General features: G+C 61.9%; 21 protein-coding genes and 2 tRNA genes. 13 read left to right on the top strand and 10 right to left on the bottom strand.

The features are described from left to right. Positions 1-7 precede the first annotated feature (7 nt). A complete protein-coding gene (locus tag ASD07_RS18090; RefSeq protein ID WP_162246572.1) occupies positions 8-3,625 on the top strand; it encodes an Ig-like domain-containing protein in 3,618 nt (1,205 codons plus the stop codon). Between the two features lie 11 nt (positions 3,626-3,636). Next, positions 3,637-5,229 (top strand): di-heme oxidoredictase family protein, encoded by a 1,593-nt coding sequence (locus tag ASD07_RS18085; protein ID WP_082507402.1) that lies wholly within the window; start codon positions 3,637-3,639, stop codon positions 5,227-5,229. A gap of 548 nt (positions 5,230-5,777) precedes the next feature. Here ASD07_RS18085 and ASD07_RS18080 read toward each other — a convergent pair. The 3 genes from ASD07_RS18080 to ASD07_RS18070 form a co-directional block, all read right to left on the bottom strand. Further along, positions 5,778-5,868: transfer RNA gene (locus ASD07_RS18080), tRNA-Ser, on the bottom strand. A 123-nt stretch (positions 5,869-5,991) separates the two neighbouring features. Next, positions 5,992-7,983, bottom strand: coding sequence for an acetate--CoA ligase (gene acs, locus ASD07_RS18075; protein ID WP_055933447.1), 1,992 nt, complete (start codon positions 7,981-7,983; stop codon positions 5,992-5,994). 60 nt (positions 7,984-8,043) lie between these two features. Next, entirely contained in the window at positions 8,044-9,192 is a 1,149-nt protein-coding gene (locus tag ASD07_RS18070) for an acyltransferase (RefSeq protein WP_055933444.1), read from the bottom strand. A gap of 113 nt (positions 9,193-9,305) precedes the next feature. On the opposite strand from ASD07_RS18070, the gene ASD07_RS18065 reads away from it, so the two are divergent. The 4 genes from ASD07_RS18065 (at position 9,306) to ASD07_RS18050 (ending at position 12,454) form a co-directional block, all read left to right on the top strand. Further along, the gene (locus tag ASD07_RS18065; RefSeq protein ID WP_055933441.1) at positions 9,306-9,914 is read left to right on the top strand and encodes a TIGR00645 family protein; all 609 of its coding nucleotides are present in this window, start codon (positions 9,306-9,308) and stop codon (positions 9,912-9,914) included. A gap of 18 nt (positions 9,915-9,932) precedes the next feature. Continuing rightward, positions 9,933-11,459 (top strand): fumarate hydratase, encoded by a 1,527-nt coding sequence (locus tag ASD07_RS18060; protein WP_055933439.1) that lies wholly within the window; start codon positions 9,933-9,935, stop codon positions 11,457-11,459. Continuing rightward, on the top strand, positions 11,460-12,296 hold the full coding sequence (gene murI, locus ASD07_RS18055) for a glutamate racemase (protein ID WP_055933436.1): 837 nt from the start codon (positions 11,460-11,462) through the stop codon (positions 12,294-12,296). It abuts the gene before it with no gap. Positions 12,297-12,378: 82 nt separating this feature from the next. Continuing rightward, a tRNA-His gene (locus ASD07_RS18050) sits at positions 12,379-12,454 on the top strand. Positions 12,455-12,487: 33 nt separating this feature from the next. On the opposite strand, the gene ASD07_RS18045 is transcribed toward ASD07_RS18050, so the two are convergent. Further along, a complete protein-coding gene (locus ASD07_RS18045) occupies positions 12,488-12,814 on the bottom strand; it encodes a helix-turn-helix domain-containing protein (RefSeq protein WP_055933434.1) in 327 nt (108 codons plus the stop codon). A gap of 65 nt (positions 12,815-12,879) precedes the next feature. Here ASD07_RS18045 and ASD07_RS18040 point away from each other — a divergent pair, with 65 nt between their 5' ends. From ASD07_RS18040 to ASD07_RS18015, 6 genes are all read left to right on the top strand, one after another. Next, on the top strand, positions 12,880-13,800 hold the full coding sequence (locus ASD07_RS18040; protein WP_156398059.1) for an NAD(P)-dependent oxidoreductase: 921 nt from the start codon (positions 12,880-12,882) through the stop codon (positions 13,798-13,800). Positions 13,801-13,859: 59 nt separating this feature from the next. Continuing rightward, positions 13,860-14,783: a hypothetical protein gene (locus ASD07_RS18035; protein WP_055933428.1), complete on the top strand. Its 924-nt coding sequence runs from the start codon at positions 13,860-13,862 to the stop codon at positions 14,781-14,783. A gap of 19 nt (positions 14,784-14,802) precedes the next feature. Beyond that, a complete protein-coding gene (locus tag ASD07_RS18030) occupies positions 14,803-15,780 on the top strand; it encodes a hypothetical protein (protein ID WP_055933425.1) in 978 nt (325 codons plus the stop codon). Beyond that, positions 15,773-17,095 (top strand): adenylosuccinate synthetase, encoded by a 1,323-nt coding sequence (locus ASD07_RS18025; RefSeq protein ID WP_055933422.1) that lies wholly within the window; start codon positions 15,773-15,775, stop codon positions 17,093-17,095. The genes ASD07_RS18030 and ASD07_RS18025 overlap by 8 nt, the downstream gene beginning before the upstream one ends. 31 nt (positions 17,096-17,126) lie before the next feature. Then, a complete protein-coding gene (locus tag ASD07_RS18020; RefSeq protein WP_055933419.1) occupies positions 17,127-17,831 on the top strand; it encodes an NIPSNAP family protein in 705 nt (234 codons plus the stop codon). Positions 17,832-17,909: 78 nt separating this feature from the next. Continuing rightward, positions 17,910-18,350 carry a hypothetical protein gene (locus ASD07_RS18015; RefSeq protein ID WP_055933416.1) on the top strand — a complete coding sequence of 147 codons (441 nt, stop codon included), beginning with the start codon at positions 17,910-17,912 and terminating at the stop codon, positions 18,348-18,350. 214 nt (positions 18,351-18,564) lie between these two features. Here the strand turns inward: ASD07_RS18015 and ASD07_RS18010 are convergent, their stop codons facing one another. From ASD07_RS18010 to dusA, 6 genes are all read right to left on the bottom strand, one after another. Next, entirely contained in the window at positions 18,565-18,906 is a 342-nt protein-coding gene (locus tag ASD07_RS18010; RefSeq protein WP_055933414.1) for a hypothetical protein, read from the bottom strand. A gap of 81 nt (positions 18,907-18,987) precedes the next feature. Then, on the bottom strand, positions 18,988-19,551 hold the full coding sequence (locus ASD07_RS18005) for a hypothetical protein (protein ID WP_156398058.1): 564 nt from the start codon (positions 19,549-19,551) through the stop codon (positions 18,988-18,990). A gap of 80 nt (positions 19,552-19,631) precedes the next feature. Next, complete coding sequence (locus tag ASD07_RS18000) at positions 19,632-19,964, bottom strand: energy transducer TonB (protein WP_055933573.1); 333 nt, start codon at positions 19,962-19,964, stop codon at positions 19,632-19,634. Between the two features lie 35 nt (positions 19,965-19,999). Then, positions 20,000-20,332: an energy transducer TonB gene (locus ASD07_RS17995; protein WP_055933408.1), complete on the bottom strand. Its 333-nt coding sequence runs from the start codon at positions 20,330-20,332 to the stop codon at positions 20,000-20,002. Positions 20,333-20,383: 51 nt separating this feature from the next. After that, the gene (locus ASD07_RS17990; protein WP_055933405.1) at positions 20,384-22,114 is read right to left on the bottom strand and encodes a methyl-accepting chemotaxis protein; all 1,731 of its coding nucleotides are present in this window, start codon (positions 22,112-22,114) and stop codon (positions 20,384-20,386) included. 338 nt (positions 22,115-22,452) lie between these two features. Beyond that, positions 22,453-23,478: a tRNA dihydrouridine(20/20a) synthase DusA gene (gene dusA / locus ASD07_RS17985; protein ID WP_055933402.1), complete on the bottom strand. Its 1,026-nt coding sequence runs from the start codon at positions 23,476-23,478 to the stop codon at positions 22,453-22,455. A 69-nt stretch (positions 23,479-23,547) separates the two neighbouring features. Here dusA and ASD07_RS17980 point away from each other — a divergent pair, with 69 nt between their 5' ends. Continuing rightward, a complete protein-coding gene (locus ASD07_RS17980) occupies positions 23,548-24,567 on the top strand; it encodes a site-specific integrase (protein WP_055933398.1) in 1,020 nt (339 codons plus the stop codon). Positions 24,568-24,581 lie beyond the last annotated feature (14 nt).

Here is a 24,581-nt window from a genome sequence, read left to right as displayed (position 1 = left end):
GGGCGCGATGAAGTTCTTATTTGACGGCGTGAGAGATGCACTGGCAGCGGCGTTAACGTGCACCCTGCTGCTCTCCGGCATGCCTGCGTATGCGCAATCCAATGGACTCAACGAGAACTGCACAGTCAGCGTCCTTAACCGCAATGTTCAGGTCAAGGCAGACGGCACCTGGGTATTACCCAACCTGCCGGCCAATTTCGGCAGGGTACGGGCCCGCGCCACTTGCGTGCAAAGCGGCGTCACCTCGTATGGACAGTCGAGCGAATTCACGATTCCGGCCAACGGCTCGGTCTCCCTGCCGCCCATCTTGCTTGGCCCCACCACCCCGATCCCGTCCAGCCTGCGCGTCAGCCTGGGCGCGCCGGTGCTGACCAGCGCTGGCGCTACCACCCAGCTGCAGGCGCTGGCGACCTACCCGGCCGGCAACCAGGTCGATGTCACGGCCACGGGCACCAGCTACGGCATCAGCAATCCGGCCATTGCCACCATCAGCCCCAGCGGCCTGGTGACCGCCGTGCGCAGCGGCACCGTGGCGATCCAGGCCACCAACGAAGGGACGCAAGGCATCACCCAGCTGCGCGTCGCCCTGTCTGGCGCCGACAGCGACGCCGACGGCATTCCGGACGATGAAGAACTGCGCCTCGGCATGAATCCCAACAACGGGGCCGACGCCCTGCTCGACCTGGACCATGACGGCCTGACCGCAGTGGACGAATACCGCGCCGGCACCAATCCCCGCAATCCCGATACCGACGGCGATGGCCTCAGCGACGGCGATGAAGCGCATTGCACCCGTGGTTTCTGCACCAGTCCGCTGCTCGCCGATACCGACGGCGACGGCGTACGCGACGGCATCGAGATCCAGACCGGCAGCGACCCGACCAACCCGGCCAGCGTCAACCTGGGCGCAGCGTTGGCCGGCGTCCGCGTCACGCCGGGCAACTTCACCCTGGTCGTCAACTCCTTGTCCGGCAGCGCCAGCGTGCAGCTGACCGTGACCGGGACGCTGATCGACGGCAGCGAGATCAACCTCACCAGCAGCGCGCGCCAGACGCAATACGCCAGCAGCAATGTCGCCTCCTGCAACTTCGGCGCGCCCGATGGCCGGGTCTACGCCAGCACTGCGGGCAGCTGCACCATCACGGTCAGCAACAACGGCCATTCCGCCACCGTGCTGGGAACCGTGCAGGATTTCGCGCCGGGAGCGCTGTCCTTCGTCGCTATTCCCGGCCTGGCCAACGGCGTGGCGGTGGGCGGTGAATTCGCCTATGTCGCAGCGGGCTCGGCCGGCTTGCACGTGGTGGCACTCGGCAGCGACCGCCGCACCCCGACCTTGCTGGCCAGCCTGAACCTCGGTGCCAGCGCCAACGACATCACCCTGGCCGGCAACATCGCCTACCTGGCCACCAGCGGCGGCCTGAAGGTAGTGGATGTGTCCACGCCAGCCGCACCGCGCCTGCTGGGCACCTTCGCAGCGGTGGGCAACGCGATGGGCGTGAAGGTGCGCGGCAGCATGGCCTACGTGGTATCGGGCAGCAGCCTGTACCTCGTCAGCGTGGCCAATCCCGGCGCCATGATCCAGGCCGGCACCATCGGCCTGGGCGGCACGGCCTGGAACCTGGACCTCGATCCCAACCGCAACCTGGCGGCCGTGGCAATGGGCGAAGCCGGCTTGAAACTGGTGGACGTCAGCAACGTGTCGGCGCCGCTGCTGCGCGGCACGGCGGCCACCGGCGATGCGCGCGGCGTTGCCTTGCGCGGCAATACAGCCATCGTGGCCGATTACGCCAACAGCATGACCTCGGTCGACATCGCCAACCTGGCAGCCCCGGCCATCCTGTCGCGCACGCAGCAGTCGCTCGGCGGCCTGCTCAACAACGTGATCCTGAGCGGCAACTTCGCGCTGGGGGCGGACGTGCTCTTCGTCAACGGCGTTCCTATCGTCGACACCAGCAACCCGCAGGTATTGCAGCCGCGCGCGATCCTGAACTTCAGCGCCCGCGACGACAACGGCATGGGCATTGCCGCCGATGACAGCTACATCTACCTGGCCGCCGACCGCAACAGCCTGGCACGCGGCGGCAGCAGCGGCGACAGCCGCCTGTACATCGGCCAGTACCAGCCACGCATCGACCTGGCCGGCGTACCGCCGACAGCCGCCATTACCGCGCCGGCCAACGGTGCCCTGGTCTATGAAGGAGCGCCGCTGACCATTGCGGTGGACGCCCAGGACGACATTACAGTCGCCTCGGTGCGCTTCCTGGTCAACAGCCAGCCGGCATTCACCGGCACCGGCGCGCCCTACCAGTACACCTTCACCGTGCCGACCGGCGTCTCCAGCCTGGAGCTGGGTGCGGTGGCGCGCGACCTGGGCGGCAATGAAGGCAGCGCCCAGGCGGTTACCGTCAGCGTAGCGCCTGACCCGTTGACCCAGGCGATCGGCCAGGTAACCGATGCCGAAGGCACGCCGCTGGCGGGGGCCCTGGTCACCGCTCCGGGTGGCCGCAGCGCCACCAGCGGTGCCGACGGCCGCTTCGCCATCAGCGGCGTACCCACCGTGCTTGGCAACCTGGTGCTGCAAGCGTCCTACACCCCGCCAGGCGGCGCCATGCGCAATGGCTCATCGGCGGCCGTGGCGCCGGTCCTGGGCGGGCAGACCGATGTAGGGCGCATCAGCGTCATCGACGTCCGCTTCGAAACCGACTATGGCACGCTATGGACCACTTGCGACGACTGCTACACCGGCCGTAGCCTGCCCTTCCCGTTCCCGTTCTACGGCCAGAACGAGAACACCGCTTATGTCGGCACCAATGGCTACATTACCTTTGGCTCGGGCGACGACACTTACGCCGAGAATGTGGCGGACTTCAGCAACCGCAAGCGCGTTTCCGCCTTCTTCGACGACCTGATCGGCGGCGGCGGCGTGCTGATCAACGACACCCTGCCCGATCGCTTCATCGTCACGTACGACCGCACCCGCCAATACGGTGAAGGCGGCAGCAATACCCTGCAGATCCAGCTGTTCCGCGACGGCCGCATCGTATTCGCTTTCAAGGGCATCACGGCACTCAGGAGCGGTGCGATCACCGGCATCACGCCGGGCCCGAATTCACCCTTCCAGCAGGTCGATTTCAGTGCCACGCCGACGCTGGAAGTCCCGGCCGCCACTGCGGTCTACGAGTACTTTACCGGCGCCAGCCCGTTCGACCTGGATAACAGTTTTGTCGTACTGACGCCGGCGCCAGGCGGCGGCTATAGCGTGCGCACCGTGCTGCCGGCAATGGGCGCTGCCACTACCGCCCTGTCCGGCGGCGGCGCAGCGGCGCAGCAGGCCGCGCCGGCACAGTTACGCGCCGCGGCACAGCGCCCGGGACGCATCCTTGCCGGCAAGTCCCTGGCCAATGCCGAAGTGCGGGTGCGCTCTTCGGCAAATGCCAGGTATCTCGGCATGGCCAATACCGATGGCCAGGGCCGCTTCACGCTAAGCGGCGTGCCGGCCGGCGGCATCAACGTCGAAGTCTGGCGCGACGGCATGATGCTCGGACGCGGCACCGGCCGCTCCGCTGCCGACGGCGGCGCCTTGCAAATCGAACTGGTGTCGCCCGAGGCGCCACAGAAGAAATAAGGGGACCGGCGATGCAAAGGAAATTACTCACCGCACTGGCCTTGGCTGCACTTGCCGCCAGCGCAGCCGCCACCAGCGTGCTGGTCGACGCCTCCTTGCGCCAGACCGAGATCGGCCTTGAGCTGGGCCTGCCCGTCCACATGCAGGACGACGAAGAGTACACGGCGCCGCTGGAACGGCTGCTCGAACATGGGCGCCGCGTGTTCTCCGCCAACTGGACCAAGGCCGAAGGCGGCGGCCGCCCGCTCACCAAGGGCAATGGCCGCGGCTTGTCCGATGTGTCGATGCCGCTGGTTGGTGCGCGCGGCTTCAACCGCATTTCCGGCCCGGATGCCAACTCCTGCATGGGCTGCCACAACCAGCCGTTCGGCGTGACAGGCGGCAGCGGCGATTTCGTGGCGAATGTGTTCGTGCAGGGCCAGCGCTTCGACTTCGCAACATTTGAGCGGACCGACCTGGTGCCGACGCGCGGTGCGCTCGATGAACGCGGCAAGCCGGTCACTCTGGCCAGCATCGGCAACTCTCGCCATACGCCGGGCATGTTCGGCGCCGGCTATATCGAGATGCTGGCACGCGAGATCACCGCCGACCTGCAGCGCATCCGCGACAGCATGAAGCGCGGCGAAACGCGGGCACTGACCGCGAAAGGGGTCAGTTTCGGCAAGCTGACCCGGCGCAGCGACGGCTTGTGGGATGTCAGCCAGGTTACCGGACTGCCGCGCCTTAGCCTGATCACGGCCACGCCAATCGACCCGCCCACGCTGTTGATCAGGCCCTGGCACCAGGCCGGCAATTCGGTATCGCTGCGCGACTTCACCAACACCTCGTTCAACCACCATCATGGCATGCAGTCGACCGAACGCTTCGGCGCCAATACCGACCAGGACGGAGATGGCTTCAGCAACGAGCTGACCCGCGCCGACGTGACCGCTGCTTCCATCTTCCAGGCTGCCATGGCGGTGCCGGGCCAGGTCATTCCAGGCAATCCCAAAATTGCGCAAGCGATCGTGCACGGCCAGGCGAAATTCAATTCATTCGGCTGCGCAAGCTGCCACGTGCCGGCCCTGCCGCTCAGCCGCGAAGGCTGGACCTTCACTGAACCTGGCCCCTTCAACCCGGTTGGCAACCTGCGCGCGGGCGATGCCAGGACCGTCCAGGTCGACCTGAACGATCCTTCGCTGCCGCTGCCGCGCCTGGCCCCCGAACATCCCGACGACCTGGTGATGATGGTGCCGGCCTACACCGACTTCAAACTGCACGACATTTCCGACCCGTCCGATCCCATGCCGCTCGAATCGCTGGACATGAACTGGCCTGTCTGGGCGCCCAAGTTCCCCGAAGGTAACCGGCGCTTCCTGACGCGCCGGCTATGGGGTGTTGCCAATTCCGGCCCGTATTTCCATCACGGCATGTACAGCACCATGCGCGAAGCGGTACTGGGACATGCAGGCGAAGCCCTTGCCTCGCGCAAGGCTTACCAGGCCGCCAGTAAATATGACCAGGACACCTTGATTGAATTCCTGAAGTCGCTGCAAGTCCTGCCGCCCGGCACTACCGCCCTGGTGGTCGATGAGAACTTCAAGCCAAGGACGAGCCAGCGATAAACTGTACTGGCTCGCCAAGAGGGCATCATCAACGCCGTGCGCATGGCCAAACGGTGCCCTGCTGGCGACGCTGTCAGAAGTACTTTGTCGGTCAATGCGTTCGTCCACTCTGAGATCAAGGCCGCATTGAAGATGGGGACCTGGAAAAGCAATAAAAGCCGGAACAATCAGCTCTCAATCATCTCCAGAGAGCTGGCGAAGATACAGGCGGCGATAACGGCCTCATTGTAAAAACCGGCCCCGCGCCGGTTTTTACTTTCCCTTGCTATTTCAACCCGGCTTTTTGAAATGCTGCACTGAGAGTCGTGGCGGCCTGGTTCGCTGGTCGCGTCTTAAACTCTGACGTTGCAACAGCTTTCAGGGTGTTGGCGCTGACCGAAAATTGATGGGTCAGAATTCACACAGCGGCCTGAGCTGAGGGGAGCAGGGGGAATGACCGATTTATCCCAAAGTTAACCCAATAACTCTGCGAAAAAGCCAAAAAACAAAAAAGCCAGCTATCTAAGCTGGCTTTTTTTCGCAAGTAAATCAACTACTTACGCACATTCTGGCGGAGAGACGGGGATTCGAACCCCGGATAGGCTATGAACCTATACACGCTTTCCAGGCGTGCGACTTCAACCACTCATCCATCTCTCCTACATTCTCACGCTTATCGCGAGAGGCCCGAATTATAGCAGGGTTATGGGAGAGTGCAAAGGGTTTCTATTTAAACCCGGCAAACCTGGGTCAGACCCAAGGGTCTGACCCGCCTGTTCAGGCTTAGGAGGTTTCTTTCAGTTGCTCGAGGATGGCTGGGTTCTCCAACGTCGAGACGTCCTGGGTGATGGTTTCGCCTTTGGCGAGCACGCGCAGCAGGCGGCGCATGATCTTGCCGGAGCGGGTCTTCGGCAGGTTGTCGCCGAAGCGGATCTCTTTCGGCTTGGCGATCGGGCCGATCTCCTTGCCTACCCAGTTGCGCAGTTCGGTGGCGATCTGCTTTGCTTCGTCGCCGGTCGGGCGGGCGCGCTTCAACACTACAAAGGCGCAGATCGATTCGCCGGTGGTTTCATCCGGCTTGCCCACCACGGCGGCTTCCGCCACCATCGGATTGGCGACCAGCGCAGATTCGATCTCCATCGTGCCCATACGGTGGCCGGACACGTTCAGTACATCGTCGATACGGCCGGTGATGGTGAAGTAGCCGGTTTCGGCGTTGCGGATTGCGCCGTCGCCGGCCAGGTAGTATTTGCCGCCCAGCTCCACAGGGAAGTAGCCGGACTTGAAGCGGTCCGGGTTGCCCCAGATGGTGCGGATCATCGAAGGCCATGGGCGTTTGACGACCAGGATGCCGCCGCTGCCGTTCGGTACGTCGTGCCCTGCTTCGTCCACGATCGCGGCCATGATGCCTGGCAGCGGCAAGGTGCACGAGCCTGGCACCATCGGGGTGGCGCCTGGCAGCGGGGTGATCATGTGGCCGCCAGTTTCGGTCTGCCAGAAGGTGTCGACGATCGGGCACTTCTCGCCGCCCACGTTCTTGTAGTACCACATCCAGGCTTCCGGATTGATCGGTTCACCCACGGTGCCCAGCAGGCGCAGCGAGGAAATGTCGAAGTTCTTCGGATGCACTTTCGGATCGACGTCGGAGGCCTTGATCAGCGAACGGATCGCGGTCGGTGCGGTGTAGAAGATATTGACCCTGTGCTTGGCGATGGTTTCCCAGAAGCGGCCGGCGTGCGGGAAGGTCGGGATGCCTTCGAAGACGACCTGGGTCGCGCCAACGGCGGTCGGGCCGTATGCGATATAGGTATGGCCCGTCACCCAGCCGATATCGGCGGTACACCAGTACACGTCTTCCGGCTTGAGGTCGAACGACCACTTCATGGTCAGCGCGGCCCACAGCAGGTAGCCGCCGGTGGAGTGCTGCACGCCTTTCGGGGTGCCGGTGGAGCCGGAGGTATAGAGGATAAACAGCGGATGCTCCGCGTCCACCCATTCAGGTTCGCAGGTGGCGGCCTGGCCTTCAACCAGATCGTGCAGCCAGATGTCTCGGCCTTCGGTCCAGGCAATATTGCCGCCGGTGCGCTTGTACACCACCACGTTCTTGATGGTGTCGCAGCCGCCCATGGCCAGGGCTTCGTCGACGATGGCTTTCAGCGGCAGTTGTTTGCCGCCGCGCAGTTGCTCGTCGCAGGTCAGCACGGCGACAGCGCCGGCGTCGATGATGCGCTCCTGCAGCGACTTGGCAGAGAAGCCGCCGAACACCACGGAGTGGGTGGCGCCGATACGGGCGCAAGCCTGCATTGCCGCCACGCCCTCAACCGACATCGACATGTAGATCACGACGCGGTCGCCTTTCTTGATGCCGCGTGCCTTCAGGCCGTTGGCGAACTTGCAGGTCTTGTCGTGCAGCTGCTGGTAGCTGACGCGGGTCACCTGGCCGTCATCCGCTTCGAAGATGATCGCGGTCTTGTCGCCCAGGCCGTTCTTGATATTGCGGTCCAGGCAGTTGTACGAGACATTCAGCTTGCCGTCTTCGAACCATTTGTAGAACGGCGCGTTGTCTTCGTTCAGCGTGCGGGTGAACGGCGTTTGCCATTCCACGTGCTCGCGCGCCAGGCGCGCCCAGAAGCCTTCATAGTCGCGTTCCGCTTCGTCGCACAGCGCTTTGTAGGCGGCCATGCCCGATACTGCGGCCTTTTCGACGAATGCCGCTGGCGGCGCAAAAATACGCGATTCCATTGGTCCCTGTTGGTCGGCGCCCTGGTTGGTCATGCTTGTCTCCGGTTAGTGATGGTTTGCTTGCAACAATAGAGCTTGTCGCTTACTGCGCCCTTACATTTTTCGAGGCGCTACTTTTGCCATTTTAATCACATCCAGCCCCTCTGGTACAGGCGGCGCCGGCAGCACGCGGTCAACGAGCAATACCAGTTTGCGGCGCGTCCATCCGCCCAGCTGGCGCTCCAGCAGCCAGTGCGAAGCCGATGCAACCGGGATCGCCAGCAATAGCGCGAGATAGACCTCGTTCCAGCTATGTGAGTGCAGGTAGTGCTGATCGAGCCAGCGGGTCAAGACCACTTGGGCAAGAAAATGTGTGAGGTACATTGAGTAGGACACGTTGCCCACCCATTGCAGCCAGCCGGGCGTGCGCAGCGTGACCGTCTTGCTGGCAATGGCCAGCGCCAGCAGCATCAGCGCCAGCGGCCAGCCCCACCCTGCCGGCCCGTGGAATCCTCCCACGCCAGACCAGCCCCACCAAAGCACGAAGCCTGAGCTGCAGATCACCGCTTGCCAGGCCAGCGACAAATTGGGGAAACGTACGTTTGGGTTGAGGTAAAGCAGCCCGATCGCCATACCCGCCACGAATTCCCAGATGATCGAGTTGGTCGCCAGGTGCAGGTAAGGCATATCGAACATCAGGTATTGGCGTGCGTCCAGCGTTGGCCCGCCTGCCGTCATCGGCAGCACGATCAGCGTCAGCGCCATCCAGCTCGCCAGCGCCAGCCAGCGCATGCGGCCCGCAAGCATGCTGGCGCCGAACACCAGGTAGAAGTACATTTCGAACGCCAGTGTCCACGCCAGCGGGAATACCAGGCCAAAGAACGGTGCATCCTGCGGCGTCACCGGGCGCATTGCCAGCGACTGGAACAGCGCCTGCAGGCGCTCGGGATCGTCGAAGAACCACAGCCCGTCGCGCTTGATGAATATCCAGGCCAGCGTCACCACTGCATAGGCGGGCCAGATGCGGGCAAAGCGCTTGGCCGCGAACAGCAGCGCATCGCGCGGGCCGCTGGCCGCCTGGGTGGTGTAGACCATGATGAAGCCGCTGACCAGGAAGAACAGGTCGACGCCCATCGCGCCCGGCAGGAACAGGGCCGTGGCCAGCGCTTCATTCGGCGTACCGTCCAGGAAATACCGGCCATGTGCCAGGACCACCAGCAGCACGGCGATCCCGCGCAGCCCCTGCACCCAATCGAGCTTCATAATCTTCAGGCAAATTAGACAAAACGGCAATGTAGCACAGCCCGGTCGCTACAGCGGCGCCCCTGCGCGTGTAGAATATCGGCTGTTTTTCAACGCTTGAACAATAACCGCAGATGACCGAACCACTGAACCCCAACGGCAAACGCCTTAGCCCGATCCCCGCCTTTATCTTCATGTCGCGCTGGCTGCAGCTTCCACTGTACCTGGGTCTGATCCTGGCGCAGTGCGTCTACGTGTTCCATTTCTGGGTCGAGCTGAAGGACCTGATTGGCGCAGCACTTGGCAACGCTTCCTCGCTCGACCACATCCTGCAAGCGGTAACCGTCAAGGGAACCGAGGCGCCGACCAAACTGACCGAAACCACCATCATGCTGGTGGTCCTGGGCCTGATCGACGTGGTGATGATTTCCAACCTGCTGATCATGGTGATCGTGGGCGGTTACGAGACCTTCGTTTCGCGCATGCACCTGGAGGGCCACCCAGACCAGCCGGAATGGCTGTCGCACGTGAACGCCTCGGTGCTGAAGACCAAACTGGCAATGGCGATCATCGGCATCTCTTCGATCCACCTGCTGAAGACCTTCATCAACGCCCACGCGTACGACGAAAAGGTCCTGATCGCGCAGACCGTCATTCACATCGCATTCCTGCTGTCCGCAATGGCGATTGCGTACACCGATCGCATCACCACCCTGACGCACCACGATTCCAAGCAACACTAATTAGCCAACGAGCCAATCATGACCATCATCAAGCAAGACGACCTGATCGAATCTGTTGCCGCCGCGCTGCAGTACATCAGCTACTACCACCCAGCCGATTACATCCAGCACCTGGCGCGCGCGTACGATGCCGAGCAAAGCCCGGCAGCGAAAGATGCGATCGCCCAGATCCTGACCAACTCCCGCATGTGCGCGGAAGGCAAGCGTCCGATCTGCCAGGACACCGGCATGGTGAACGTCTTCCTGAAGATCGGCATGGGTGTGCGCTTTGAAGGCTTCAAAGGCACCGTGACCGACGCCGTCAACGAAGGCGTGCGCCGCGCGTACAACTTCGCCGACAACAAGCTGCGCGCGTCCATCGTGGCCGACCCGCACTTCGAGCGCAAGAACACCAAGGACAACACCCCGGCCGTGGTCCATATGGAACTGGTGGAAGGCAATACCGTGGAAGTGGCCGTTGCGGCCAAAGGCGGCGGCTCCGAGAACAAGACCAAGTTCGTCATGCTGAACCCATCCGACTCGCTGGTTGACTGGGTGCTGAAGACCGTGCCGCTGATGGGCGCCGGCTGGTGTCCGCCAGGCATGCTGGGCATCGGTATCGGCGGCTCCGCAGAGAAAGCCATGCTGCTGGCCAAAGAATCGCTGATGGAAGACATCGACATGTTCGAGCTGAAAAAGCGCGGCCCGCAAAACAAGCTGGAAGAACTGCGTATCGAACTGTGCGACAAGATCAATGCCCTGGGCATCGGCGCGCAAGGCCTGGGCGGCCTGACCACCGTGCTGGACGTGAAGATCAATATGTACCCGACCCACGCCGCCTCCAAGCCGGTCGCCATGATCCCGAACTGCGCGGCCACCCGCCACGCCCACTTCGTGCTGGATGGTTCCGGCCCGGCCTACATCGAGCCGCCGAAGCTGTCCGACTGGCCTGATGTCACCTGGGCTGCCGATACCGAGAAGTCCAAGCGCGTCGACCTGAACACCCTGACCAAGGAAGAAGTGGCTTCCTGGAAGCCGGGCCAGACCCTGCTCCTGAACGGCAAGATGCTGACCGGCCGCGATGCCGCCCACAAGCGCATCCAGGACATGCTGGCCAAGGGCGAGCAGCTGCCGGTGGACTTCACCAACCGCGTAATCTACTACGTTGGCCCGGTCGATCCGGTCGGCACCGAAGTCGTTGGCCCAGCCGGCCCGACCACCGCGACCCGCATGGACAAATTCACCGACATGATGCTGGAAAAAACCGGCCTGATCTCGATGGTCGGCAAGGCGGAACGCGGCCCGACCGCGATCGAATCGATCCAGAAGCACAAGTCGGCCTACCTGATGGCTGTCGGCGGCGCTGCTTACCTGGTATCGAAAGCGATCAAGGGCGCCAAGGTTGTCGGCTTCGAAGACCTGGGCATGGAAGCGATCTATGAATTCGACGTGGTCGACATGCCAGTCACCGTAGCCGTCGATTCCACCGGCACGTCCGTGCACAACACCGGCCCGAAAGAATGGCAGGTGAAGATCGAGTCCCTGAAAGCGGCGCAGCCAGCATAAATGATCCATCCAATCCCCTCCTCCGCCGACGCGCCGATCGGCGTTTTTGATTCCGGCGTCGGAGGGCTCTCCGTGCTGCGCCATATCCACGCGCAGCTGCCGCACGAGCACGTGATGTACTTCGCCGACTCCGCCTTTGCGCCTTACGGTGCGAAGACGGACGAATGGCTGGTGCAGCGCGCAGTCGCCGTCACAGCCTTCCTGCTTGAGAAGGGCGCCAAGGCGCTGGTGGTGGCCTGCAATACCGCCACCGTGGCGGCCATCAAGGCAGTGCGCACGGCTTACCCTGCGCTGCCGGTGGTTGGCGTGGAACCTGGCCTCAAGCCTGGCGCCGCGGCCACCCGCAATGGCACGGTCGCCGTCATGGCGACGGCAAGCACGCTGCGCGGAGAGAAGTTCCTGGCGCTGCGCGAACAGATCTCCGGCACCAGCGGCACGCGTTTCCTGCTGCAGCCATGCGTCGGCCTGGTGGAACGCATCGAACAGGGCGACCTGACCGGTGAAGAAACTGCGGCCATGCTGAAGGGCTATGTGGAGCCGCTGCTGGAACAAGGCGCGGATACGCTGGTCCTCGGCTGCACCCACTACCCGTTTGTGCGGGACGCCATCGCGCAACTGGTTGCGGAACGCGGCGACGCCGCAGCGGTCACGCTGATCGACACCGGCGACGCCGTAGCCCGCCAGCTGGCACGCCTGCTGGAAGGCGCCGGCCTGCTGCGTCCGGGCGGCACGCCTGCCCACCTGCACGGCTACACCAGCGGCAACGCAGCAGCCTTGCAGCAGCAGTTCGCCAACCTGCTTGGCCTGCACCCCAAGGTCGAATCAGTGGTCGTTTGAAATATATTTGCCAGATTATCGGAGTCCCTATATAATCTCGGCTCTGTCGCGCTACGGGGCGATAGAAAAGCAGTTTTCAGTGGTGGCTGTAGCTCAGTTGGTAGAGTCCAGGATTGTGATTCCTGTTGTCGTGGGTTCGAGCCCCATCAGCCACCCCACCGAATTCATGAAGAAGGCCTGATAGTTCGCTATCAGGCCTTTTTTGTTTGTGCAAACTTCTCGCCCCAGCGCGCGACCGGTCCCAGCGCGGCATTCAGCTCCGCACCCAGCTCAGTCGTCGAATACTCGACCCGTGGCGGCACCTCGGGGAACACCTCGCGCCGCACGATGCCGTCAGCTTCCATTTCCCGCAGTTGTTGAATCAACATTTTCTCCGTGATGTCGCCCAGCACGCGGCGCAAGCCGCCCGGACGCACCGGTCCCGCCTGCAGTTCGTACAAGATCAGCGCCTTCCATTTGCCGCCAATGACCTCGAAGGCCGGGCCGATGCCGCAGTTATAAGGTTTGCTCGCAGCCATTGAATTTCCACAAAACTTACCAAATAGGAAGTACCCCACAAAAAAGTAGGTACTTGCCGAGCTTTATGGTACCCCAAGATATGGCAACTCCTACCCACATTAAGGAGTTTGAAATGAAAAGCATCGCTATCATTGGCCTTGGCCAGATGGGCTCTACCCTCGCCCGCCTTTTGCTCGAGGCAGGCTTTGAAGTCCACGTTTGGAATCGTTCCCCCGGCAAGACCGCAGCCCTGGCCGAAGCCGGCGCCCATCTCGCAGCAACGCCGGCGGATGCCGCCAGCCGCGCGCAGTTCGCCGTGATGTGCGTACACGATCACGCTGCGGCAATGGAGATCCTTTCGCAGCAAGGCGTATGGCACGCATTGAAAGGCAAGGCGCTGCTGCAGTTCACCACCTTCAGTCCGCAGGAAGCAGCGGCGGCGTCCGAAGCGGCGCGTGCACACGGCATGGCCTACCTGTCCGGCGCGATCCAGGTTGCTCCGGAGCAGATGGGCAAGCCGGATACCACGATCCTGCTTTCCGGCCCGCGCACCGCAGCCGATTCCGCCAACGCAGTGCTGGCAGCCTTGGGCGGCAACGTCGTCTGGCTCGGTGAACGCGCCGCGGCAGCGGCCATCATGGACCTGGCGACGCTGTCTTTCGTGTACGGCGCAACGGCAGGCTTCCTGCAAGGCGCGGCACTGGCGCAAAGGGAAGGCCTGGACCTCGAGCACTACGGCGCTATCGTGCAGGCCATGTCGCCTTCGTTCGGCGAATTCCTGCGGCATGAAGCCAAGGTGATAGCCAGCGGCGATTTCGCCGTCACACAAAGCCCGCTTTCGATCTCGGTCAATGCCACGCGCCGCATCCATGGCGCGATGCATGAAGCAGGCCTCGACGCAACGCTGCCGGCGGTCATTGCGCAATTGCTTGAGCGGGCCGTGGCACAAGGCTATGGCGGCGAAGAGCTGGCAGCAGCCGTAAAGGTGATCGGCGTAAAATCCTGAGGTTGGTAACTTTGCATTCCTGAAATATAATTAATTTCAGACAACCCTCCAGGACCAGCGTGGATTTCCAGTCTTTGAATTGCCCGCAATGTGGCGGGGTGCTGCCGCGCCAGGCAGTCTGGCGCACAGTCGCCTGCCCTTATTGCGACGCCACCGTCACCCGTTCCGATTCGGTGGTCGACATCGCCCGTTTCCACGAAGCGCTGCAGCGCTTCCAGAACGATCCCGCCGGCCAGGACGCCCGCTGCGGCGAACGGCGCTACCGCATCGTGCGCCAGTTGTACCAGGGTGCCGCTTCACGCGTCATGCTGGCGCGCCGCTGCGGACGCCTGGGTGAACACGTCGTCCTCAAATTCGCCGACGCCGCAAAGCTGGAGCTCGAGCGTGATGGCCTGCGCCAGCTGCAGGCGGACACCTCCTCCGGCTCCGCCTACTTCTCGCAGCGCCTGCCGGAATCCATTGCCTTGGGACCGGATGGCAATGGCGGCACGGTGCACGTGCTGCGTCACCCGCCTGGCTACTGGGGCAGCCTGGCCGAAGTCCACCGTCATTACGGGACTGGCCTGGATGCACGGCATGTAGTCTGGATGTGGCGCCGCGTGCTCGAGGTGCTGGCGCATGTGCACAGCATCGGCTGGAACCACGGCGCTGTCAGCCTGGAACACATGCTGGTGCACCCGGCCGACCACGGCATATTCATGGTCGGCTGGTCGCGCGCGAAACGCCATGGCGACGAGTCGCGCGACCTGATGCAATTGGCGTGGAGCATGCGCGCCTTGCTGGCCGGTCAGCATGCCGGCGATGACGCCCCTGCCCTGCCGGCATCGCTGCCGGCGCCGCTGGCGGAACTGTTGCAGCGCGCCAGTTCCGACGCTCGCTGGCTGCGCGCGCGCGGCGCTGCCGGCCTGCACCACGAGGTTACCAGCGCGGCAGCGGCGGCATTCGGCGCGCCGCGTTTCCTTCACTTCCAACCAACACATTAATCGTATCCAAAGGAGCCAAATGGGACACGGTAACTACTCCTTCTCGGCGCACGCCGCCCTGGTCGCAGACCGGGCGTCCGCCTCGCGCACCGAAGTATTCCAGCAACGTAACTGCCATCCGCTGATGAACCCCAAGGACATCAAGATGCGCGAGTCGCGCGACAATGCCGACCACCCGAATTCGCTGGGCATCGTCTTCGCGCTCGACGTAACCGGCTCGATGGGGGATATCCCGCAGCAGTTGGCCACCAAAGAGCTGCCGACTTTCATGCGCCTGCTGATGGCCTGCGGCGTCGCTGACCCGCAAATCCAGTTCATGGCAATCGGCGATGCCGTATCGGACCACGCGCCTTTGCAGGTCGGTCAATTCGAGTCGACCGCGGAACTGATGGACCAGTGGCTGACCTGGAGCTACATCGAAGGCGGCGGCGGCGGGTCTGGTGAAGAAAGTTATGAACTGGCCTTCTACATGGCAGCCCAGCACACCGACCTCGATTGCTGGGCCAAGCGGCGCAAGAAAGGCTACCTGTTCGTGACGGGCGACGAATTGCCCTACCCAGCGGTGTCGCGCCACCAGATCGAAGCCCTGGTTGGCGACCGCCTGGACCAGGACTTGCCGATCGAAGAGGTGATTGCCGCCGCTTCCGAGACCTTCCACCTGTTCTTCCTGATTCCTGACCTGCAGCGCCGCCAGCGTTGCGAGGCGCGCTGGCGCGAGCTGCTGGGCGACCATGTGATCTGCATGGAAGACCCACAGGATGCCTGCGCCGTCGCAGCTTCTATCGTAGCCCTGACTGAAGGCGCCTTGCCGAAGCTGGACGCGCTGCCAACCGTGCTGACAGGAGAAGGTATCGATGGCGGCCGCGTTTCCGCCATCGTACGCGCCCTGCGCCCATACGCAGCCTTGCTGGATGGCGGCACAGCGCATGACATTCCGGTGTCGTCGCCTGCCGTGGCGCTCGGCGAACGTCCATGGTGGAGGCGTCTGTTTGGTTGAGGGCAGGATCGTATCGGTCATCGGACTCGCCTTCGGTGACTGCGGCAAAGGCTTGTTCACGGACTACCTTTGCCGCGCGAAGTCGGCGCACACCGTCGTGCGCTTCAATGGCGGCGCGCAAGCGGGGCACAACGTGGTCCTGCCTGATGGCCGTCATCACACTTTCTCGCAATTCGGCGCCGGCACCTTTAATCCCGGCGTCGCGACCGTCCTGTCGGCGCCGGTCGTAATTCACCCCACTGCCCTGCTGGTTGAGGAAGCCTATTTGCAGCGAGCAGGTGTCGGCGACGCGCTGGATCGCCTGTCCATCGATGCACGCTGCCTCGTCACCACGCCCTACCACGAAGCCGCCGGCCGCCTGCGTGAACGTGCGCGTGGCCCCGCCGCACACGGCAGCTGCGGCGTAGGCTTCGGTGAAACGGTGGGCCATGCGCTGGCCCGGCCCGAACAAGCACTGCGCTATGCCGACCTGCTGCATCCCTCGCGCGCCCACGACAAGCTGGAAGCCATGCGCCAAAGCTTGCGCGCCACGCTGTCCGGCGAGGCCGCGGCGCTCAACCCGCAAGATGCGGCAATCCTGGACGATCCTGGATTCGGCCTGCTGTGGCTCGAGCACGCGCGACGCCTCATCGCCGCAGTGCCGCCCTGCGCGCCGGGCCGGATCGCCGCGCAGTTGGCCCGTCCAGGCAACATCGTGATGGAAGGCGCGCAAGGCATGCTGCTCGACGAATGGCACGGCTTCCACCCCCATACAACGTGGAGCAGCACCGGTCCCGCTGCTGCCGAAGCAGCATTGGCCGGCTACGGCCTTTCCGAGCGCATCACGCATCTCGGCGCCATGCGCAGCTACTTCACCCGCCACGGCCAGGGCCCGATGCCAACGGAGGACCACGCCTTGCGAAGGCTGGCAGAGCCGCATAACAACGACAGCGGCTGGCAGGGCCGCTTCCGCCGAGGCCACCCGGACGCCGTCCTGCTGCGCTATGCGCTCGCGGCCGCGCGCCGTATCGACGGCCTGCTGGTCAGCCACCTCGACGCATTCGAAAGCGCGCCAGGCCTGCGCTGGGCCCACAGCTACAACCTGCACGGCCACGAAGTCCACGACCTCGCGCCATCCGGGCACCTCGACCTGTCACACACGGCGGCACTATGCGAACAGCTAAACGCCGCAAGCCCGAACTACGCAGCCACACCTATCGCCAATGCCGAAGCGTTCTTGCGCGAACTGGAAGCAATCAGCAAACTGCCAGTCGTCCTCGGCTCACATGGCCCGACCTGGCGCGACGTTGCGGCACTTCCCGCAAATAGGGCCTGATCCGACCGCATTGCCGCCTAAGCTGGCATGCATGGATACCTACCCAGTCATTGAATTCCGCCGCTACACGACTGTAGAAGGCGGGCAGGCAGCGTTCTCGCGCTATTTCGAAACCTTGTTCCCGGAAGCCTTCCAGCAACTGGGCGCGCTGGCGCTCGGCCAGTTCACGGAGCGCGGCAATCCGAACAGCTTCCTCTGGATGCGCGGCTTCACCAGTTGGGAGCAGCGCGCCGTGGTCAACGCCGCCTTCTACTACGGCCCGGTATGGAAGGAGCATAAGGCTACGCTGAACGGCCTGATGACCGACAGCGATAACGTCCTGCTGCTGCGCCCCTGGCGGCCCGGCAGCGGCGTGCCGGCAATGCCCGCTGTCGATCCTGTGCTGGAACCTGAAGGCGCGCAGGGCGATGTGGTCGCCATCCTGTGCAGCGTCAAACCCGGCCAGGTGGAGCAATTTGCTGAACTGGCCGCACCGGCCTTCGCCGCTTGGCGCGAAGGCGGCTGGCACGAAGCCGGCACCCTGGTCACGCTCGACATGCCGAACAACTTCCCGCAATTGCCTGTACGCGGCGATGGCCCGCACCTGGTGTGGCTGGGCAGCGCCGCGCCAGGCTGTCAACCGCCCGCGCTGGAAGCACTCACTGACGCAGCGTACGGCCTGTTGCGCGAGCCGCCGGAGCGCATCCTGCTGCGTCCGACGCATCGGTCGCGCCTGCGGTACAACACAAAAATATAAGCAACGGCCATTGTGCTGCGGCATTTGTTTTGGGGATAAAATAACGACTCAGAGAATATTGCGCCTACGAAAGAAATCATGTCTGAGTTGAAAGATCTATCCACTTACAGCAAGGACACCCCGGTAGGCCTGCCAGCCCTTGGTGGCCGCGCCGGCGTGTTCGTCCCCACCGACTTGTTCGACGTGGCGAACTCCAGCACCATCCGCAAAGGCGCCGGCATTGTCGGCTTCGGCAATCCCGACGGTTCGCTGACGATCTATTTTGAAGCCAACCGCTTCGACGATTCTTCCCTGCATAAATGGGAAAACAAGGCGCGCAAAGCCTACGACCGCATGGTCGCCGTAGCGCCGACCGTTTCCAAAGCCAAGATGGATGCCAAGTTCCTGGAGCAGGTTGGCTACATAGACGGCGCCGGCATCACGCTGAAAGAGCCGGACCGGCTGAACGATTGGCTGAACCTGTCGAACGCCCTGGATACCGCACCGGAAGCAGCCGTGGTGTTGTGGGGCAAGAAATAGCGGACGAGCAATAGTCCTACAAAGGCATCGGCGACTCTCCGATGCCTTTTTTGTTTGCACTTGATTAAGATGAGATCATGATCTTAGGCAGGAGCATCCCATGTCCCACCATCCATTCACCAGTAGCGCTGTGCTGCTCAGCCTGGTGGCCTCGGCAACTTGGCTGCTGTGCTCGGCGGACGTGCTGATGCACATCCCCCTTTTCTTCCACTGATTACCAGCGGCGGCCACGATAGCCGTGGCGGTGGCCGTTGGTGAACAGGAAATCAAAGCCGATGGTCACCGGCGGGTAAGCATACACCGGCGCTGGCGCGTAATACGGCGCTGGCGCTACGTACACCGGCTGCGGCGCCGCATACACAGGCTGTTGTTCCACATACACCGGCTCGCTCGAATAGCTCACCGGGGCGCCAGAGCGCGCTGCGGTACCGTTCGCCACCGGAGTGACCGACACCGTCCGCCATTCGTATGGATTGCTGGAGGCATAGCGCACCGGCTGTTGGGCGCAACCGGCCAGGCCCAGGGCCAGTACCGGCAAGATCATCAAAGTTTTCATGGCATTCTCCTTCCCAGGATTCAACTATAGGGAAAATTCGGGCGCATGTCGCAGCTTTTACAAATGCTTACCGCGAGCAACTCAAATATACGGAATATCGCATTTGTCGACCGGTTTACCTGCCGCATCGACGCGCTGGGCACATAGCTGGTAAGTGATCCCGAAATCCATATCGACCCGGTACACCTTGCCGTATGGCAGGGACACCGTTTCCTGCAGCACGTGCTGGTAGCTCAGGGCAGGCACATCCGCCGGCACGGCGATCGAGGTATGGAAGTTGCGCCGGCGATCCTGCTGGCGGCGGTGCACATCGACATTCAGGCCCAGGTCGAGCGTAACGCCACCCGGTTCGTAGTTATAGCGCGTCACGTTGCGCGAGGCGAGCAGCACGCCCCAGGCGCAAGGCAGGGCATCCGGGCAGTGCTTGAGCTGGGCTAGCGGGAAGATTTCCTCATTGTTGCTTAATTCCGGCAACTGCCAGACGGTGCGCGTGCCATCCACCTTGCCGCTGGCGGCATTCGGCCATGTCATTGAATTTACGACAACAACATACTGCTTGTTGCGCGCCGGGTCATTCGGGTTGCGCCACATGGCGCAACCGGATAGCAAAATGCCGGCTAGTGGAATGAGAAACAGAACTTTCATACGGGCTACCCAGACGTGATACCCGCAGATTAACAAAAAACGGCCCGCGAGGGGCCGTTTTCTTATACAGGAACACCAGGTCAGTCCAGTTTCCAGGCGTAGTCCACCTTGGTCCAGGTTTCGGCCGGTGCGCCGTCCTTGGTGCCAGGCTTGAATTTGCAGGCGCTCAGCGCCTTCATTGCAGCCTTGTCCAGGTTCTTGAAGCCGGACGACTTGTCCAGCTTGGAATCCTTGACTTCGCCGTTGGCGGCAACCAGGAAGGACATGCTCACGGTGCCCTGCTCTTCATTCATCAGGGACGCTTTTGGATACTCAGCCTTGCAATTCTTGGCATCGAACGATGCCGGTACTTCGGCCGCGAAGGCCGATGCGCCCATTGCGAGCGCTACAGCCATAACACTCAACTTGGTCATCATGATGTTCCCCTACTGAATGAGAAAGAAATGAATTACAGGGACCAGACGTAGTCGACCTTGGTCCAGGTCTGGGCTACGGCGCCATCCTTGGTGCCTGGCTTGAATTTGCAAGCGCTGATGGCCTTGACCGCAGCCTTGTCCAGGTTCTTGAAGCCGCTGGATTTATCGACTTTGGAATCCATCACTTCGCCGCCAGCCGAAACCAGGAAGGACATGGTGACCTGGCCTTGTTCTTCGTTCAGCAGGGAAGCCTTCGGGTATTCAGCCTTGCAGTTCTTGGCATCGAATACTGCCGGGGTTTCGCCCGCAAACGCGGAAGCGGAAACGATGGATGCTGCGACAAAACCAATCAGACGCTTGTTCATTTCAAATCCCAATCAAAAATTATGAAAAACTGCGGGTCTGTACCCGATTAATTAAAACTCTTCCCACTCGTCGCTGCCGGCAGTGGCGGCGACAACTTTCTTAGGTGCTGGTGCCGCGGCCGGCTTGGCAGCAGGCGCGCGTTTCGCTGGCGCCTTCGGTACCACGGCCACAGCGGTCTGGGTGACAGCCGGCTTGGCGGCGGTCAGTGCATATTCAGCTTCAGCATCGAGCTTGAAGATCGACACCACGCGCGACAGTTCGCCAGCCTGGTCTTGCAGCGACTGCGCAGCGGCAGCGGCTTCTTCAACCAGCGCGGCATTCTGCTGGGTCATCGCGTCCATCTCGATGATCGACTGGTTCACCTGCTCGATGCCGGCGCTCTGTTCCTGCGAGGCGCTGGCGATTTCGCTCATGATGTCGGTCACACGGCGCACGGAAGCAACCACTTCATCCATGGTCACGCCAGCCTGGCCCACCAGTTTCGAACCGCGCTCCACTTTCTCGACGGAGTCGCCGATCAGGGACTTGATCTCTTTCGCAGCGCCAGCGGAACGCTGGGCCAGGTTACGCACTTCCGATGCCACCACAGCGAAGCCGCGGCCCTGCTCACCGGCACGTGCTGCTTCAACAGCGGCGTTCAGCGCCAGGATGTTGGTCTGGAAGGCGATGCCGTCGATCACGCCGATGATGTCGACGATCTTGTTGGCCGAAGCGTTGATCGAGCTCATGGTCTCAACCACTTGCGACACAACCTGGCCGCCTTTCAGCGCCACGTCGGAGGCCGATGCCGCCAGCTGGTTGGCTTCACGTGCATTGTCGGCGTTCTGCTTCACGGTGGAGGTCAGTTCTTCCATGGCGGAAGCGGTCTTCTCCAGGTTCGAAGCCTGCATTTCGGTACGGGACGACAGGTCGATATTGCCGGCGGCGATTTCGCGCGAAGCGGTGCCGATGGTTTCGGTACCCTGGCGCACCTGGCCGACGATGTCCACCAGGCTGTCGCGCATTTCCTTGATTTCGACCAGCAGCGAATCCTTGTCGGTGGACGAGGTGTGGATGCTCACCGACAGGTCGCCGTTGGCGATGGCGCCGGCAATCGAAGCGGTGTAGTCAGGCTCGCCGCCCAGTTGCTTCAGCAGGCCGCGGGTGATGACCCAGGCCGCGAAGATCGACACCACCATGGCGGCCAGGCCAGCCACGATCATGAACAGGCGTGCCGAGGAGAAGCCTTCGGCAGCTTCAACCTTCATTTCTTCGTTGATCTTGTCTTCCAGCGAAGCCAGCTGGCCCAGTGCTTCGGTCCACTTCTTCTGCGCCGGCTTGATTTCTTTCAGGTAGATCTTGGTTGCAGCCAGGGCATCGTTGGCCAGCCACAGTTCGGACGCCTTCTTCACGGCCGGCAGCACCAGCGTTTCCTGCGCCTTCACTTGCGCCAGCAACGCTTTTTCTTCAGGGGTGGCATCTTTGGCGTACACGGCGGCCAGCTTGGCGTCGGCATCCTGGTAGTCCTTCAGTTCCTTGTTGATGCGCGCCAGTTCCGGCTCCATGTCGGAAGGCTCGGACATCAGGGTCAGGATCTTCAGGTCGCTGACGTTTTCAACGTTGTTGCGCATGTCGATCACCAGGCGGGTCGCGACGGCATTCACACTCACGACATGATCCAGGCGGTCCTGAATCTGAGCCATGCGCCAGATGCCGACGACAGTGATAATGGCGAGAAACACCAGTACCAGTGCGAAACCGAGGCCAAGACGGGCCCCTACCTTCAGTTTACTCAAATTCATTTCGGCTCTTATTTAGAAAGATTTTCGATTGCCTAAAGGATAACGGTGTCAAACATTTACCGAATCCACTGACCCTTGCTGCTACGCAAGTAGCGACAGTAGCAAACTATGACTGCGAATGCAAAGACCGCTATCGCCGTGGGATGAAACCTGTCGTATTTCATCCCTAAAACACACGGTAGGAACCGTAAATAGCATGTGTGAATCAGGGAAATTATAGACTCGAGGTTTCCACACGGCAAGCAAATTTTGCTTACCGTGTGAGCAATTGAACTTCCTTCGGGGAAACAGCTCAGCAGCAGCGCAAATCGGAAGTGAATGCGCAGGACAACTTGTGTTTACTTGGTTCGGCTGAAAGCCTCGAGCAAGATGCGGGGATCGCCGGCCGCCAGCTTCTTGGCGTCGGACAGGGTCTGGCGATACTGGCGCGCACCCTGCAAGCCCTGCGCCAGGCCCAGCATGTGACGCGTGATGGTGTTGATTTTCAAGCCCTTGCCGCCCTCTTTCGCCAGCTGTTCCTCGATATACGGCATCATCGCTTCCAGCACCTGCTGGCGGCTGCGCGGCTCTTCAGCCGCGCCGTAGTAGCGCTGGTCGAAGGCAGCCATCAGGTAAGGGTTGTGGTAGGCCTCGCGGCCCAGCATGACGCCATCCACATGCTGCAGGTGGGTGTCGATTTCTTCCAGGGTCTTGATGCCGCCGTTGATCAGGATCTCGAACTGCGGGAAATCCTTCTTGAGCTGATAGGCGTATTCGTATTTCAGCGGCGGGATCTCACGGTTCTCCTTCGGGGACAGGCCCTTCAGGATCGCGTTACGGGCATGCACCACGAAGGTCGTGCAGCCGGCTTCCGCCACGGTGCCGACGAAATCGCGCACGAAATCGTAGCTTTCCTCGTGATCGATGCCGATGCGGTGCTTGACGGTGACTTCGATGTCGACCGCGTCCTTCATCGCCTTGACGCAATCGCGCACCAGTTCCGGCTCGGTCATCAGGCAGGCACCGAATGCGCCCTTCTGCACGCGCGGCGACGGGCAACCGCAATTGAGGTTGATTTCATCGTAGCCCCACTTTTCGCCCAGTTTGGCGGCGCTGGCAAGATCCTTCGGATCGGATCCGCCCAGCTGCAGCGCCACCGGATGCTCCTCGTCATTGAAGCGCAGGTGGCGCTCCACATCGCCGTATACCAGCGCACCGGTGGTCACCATCTCCGTGTACAGCCAGGTGTACTGCGAGATCAGGCGATGGAAATGGCGGCAATGGCGGTCGGTCCAATCCATCATCGGCGCCACGCTAATTCGGCGACTGGCCTGAACACCTGATTGCTCTGCTTTTCCCTCTATGGCGATGCGATTTTCGGACATGCTTTGTATCACTGTATATAATGTTCAATCACTCAAATTCACAACGCAGTGCTACAGGATTGCTACGAAATGGCATCGGTAATTAAGATCGGAAATCAATGGCGAGCGCAGGTGCGGCGCAAGGGCTTCCCGGCTGAAACACGCACCTTCACCACCAAGGGCCAGGCCACTGCGTGGGCGGCGACGACAGAAGCGAACATGATGGCGCTCAAGCATCAGGACGTGCGCATCATATCAAAAATGACGGTCGCCGACTTGATCGACAAGTATACAAAAGAAATAGGCGCAGTTAAGCCATTCGGCAAGAACAAGAAGGCGGTTTTAGGCGCGCTACGTATTCAACTAGGCGAAACGCTGCTACCGGACCTTTCGGTAGAGCGCCTGACACAGCACCTTCAAGCAAGGCAGAGGGCCGGCGCCGGCGGCGTGACTATTGCGGTCGATCTAACCTACCTTGGCAGCGTTCTAAAGGCTGCAAAGAACCTATGGCGCCTCCCTGTTGATCCGACCGTAACTGCGGCAGCTCGCGACAACATGAAATATCTCGGTTTATCGCCAAAATCCATCGAACGAGACAGGCGCCCTACCGCCGAAGAGCTAACTAGCCTGAAAGCTCACTTCAACGCCATCAAGCGCCAAAAAGTCCCTATGGCCGACATAATCGACTTCGCCGTCGAAACGGCCATGAGATTAGGTGAGATCATTCGGCTGCAATGGGACGACCTCAACGAAGAGCATCGGACAATTATTATCCGTAACCGTAAGCACCCCACTGAAAAGACCGGCAACGATCAGGAAGTGCCACTCCTCGGGTCCGCGTTTGAAATTGTGAAACGGCAACCACGTCATAGGGATGAGGGCCGAATCTTCCCGGTAACTGACGGGACTGTTAGCTCGATATTTCCTCGTGCTTGCAACAAACTGGGCATCCAAGATCTGCGCTTTCATGACTTGCGGCACGAAGGAGTGTCTCGACTATTCGAACAACGATATTCAATCGAAGAGGTCGCATTGGTCTCAGGACATCGAGATTGGAAAATGCTCTCTCGCTACTTGCACCTGCGTGCTCGCGATCTACACAGGACATAGCCATAACAAGTGAT

This window comes from Duganella sp. Root336D2 (genome assembly GCF_001425005.1).
Taxonomy (GTDB): domain Bacteria; phylum Pseudomonadota; class Gammaproteobacteria; order Burkholderiales; family Burkholderiaceae_D; genus Rugamonas.
Note: the sequence above shows the minus strand (reverse complement) of the source record. Positions and strands in the feature narration are given on the sequence as shown.

Coding starts and splice junctions, on each gene's coding strand:
- ASD07_RS18090 (WP_162246572.1), top strand. CDS start 8: ATGAAGTTCTTATTTGACGGCGTGAGAGATGCACTGGCAGCGGCGTTA.
- ASD07_RS18020 (WP_055933419.1), top strand. CDS start 17,127: ATGGATACCTACCCAGTCATTGAATTCCGCCGCTACACGACTGTAGAA.
- ASD07_RS18065 (WP_055933441.1), top strand. CDS start 9,306: ATGACCGAACCACTGAACCCCAACGGCAAACGCCTTAGCCCGATCCCC.
- ASD07_RS18010 (WP_055933414.1), bottom strand. CDS start 18,906: ATGAAAACTTTGATGATCTTGCCGGTACTGGCCCTGGGCCTGGCCGGT.
- ASD07_RS18015 (WP_055933416.1), top strand. CDS start 17,910: ATGTCTGAGTTGAAAGATCTATCCACTTACAGCAAGGACACCCCGGTA.
- dusA (WP_055933402.1), bottom strand. CDS start 23,478: ATGTCCGAAAATCGCATCGCCATAGAGGGAAAAGCAGAGCAATCAGGT.
- murI (WP_055933436.1), top strand. CDS start 11,460: ATGATCCATCCAATCCCCTCCTCCGCCGACGCGCCGATCGGCGTTTTT.
- ASD07_RS18070 (WP_055933444.1), bottom strand. CDS start 9,192: ATGAAGCTCGATTGGGTGCAGGGGCTGCGCGGGATCGCCGTGCTGCTG.
- ASD07_RS18040 (WP_156398059.1), top strand. CDS start 12,880: ATGGTACCCCAAGATATGGCAACTCCTACCCACATTAAGGAGTTTGAA.
- ASD07_RS18060 (WP_055933439.1), top strand. CDS start 9,933: ATGACCATCATCAAGCAAGACGACCTGATCGAATCTGTTGCCGCCGCG.
- acs (WP_055933447.1), bottom strand. CDS start 7,983: ATGACCAACCAGGGCGCCGACCAACAGGGACCAATGGAATCGCGTATT.
- ASD07_RS17995 (WP_055933408.1), bottom strand. CDS start 20,332: ATGAACAAGCGTCTGATTGGTTTTGTCGCAGCATCCATCGTTTCCGCT.
- ASD07_RS18085 (WP_082507402.1), top strand. CDS start 3,637: ATGCAAAGGAAATTACTCACCGCACTGGCCTTGGCTGCACTTGCCGCC.
- ASD07_RS17990 (WP_055933405.1), bottom strand. CDS start 22,114: ATGAATTTGAGTAAACTGAAGGTAGGGGCCCGTCTTGGCCTCGGTTTC.
- ASD07_RS18005 (WP_156398058.1), bottom strand. CDS start 19,551: ATGAAAGTTCTGTTTCTCATTCCACTAGCCGGCATTTTGCTATCCGGT.
- ASD07_RS17980 (WP_055933398.1), top strand. CDS start 23,548: ATGGCATCGGTAATTAAGATCGGAAATCAATGGCGAGCGCAGGTGCGG.
- ASD07_RS18045 (WP_055933434.1), bottom strand. CDS start 12,814: ATGGCTGCGAGCAAACCTTATAACTGCGGCATCGGCCCGGCCTTCGAG.
- ASD07_RS18030 (WP_055933425.1), top strand. CDS start 14,803: ATGGGACACGGTAACTACTCCTTCTCGGCGCACGCCGCCCTGGTCGCA.
- ASD07_RS18000 (WP_055933573.1), bottom strand. CDS start 19,964: ATGACCAAGTTGAGTGTTATGGCTGTAGCGCTCGCAATGGGCGCATCG.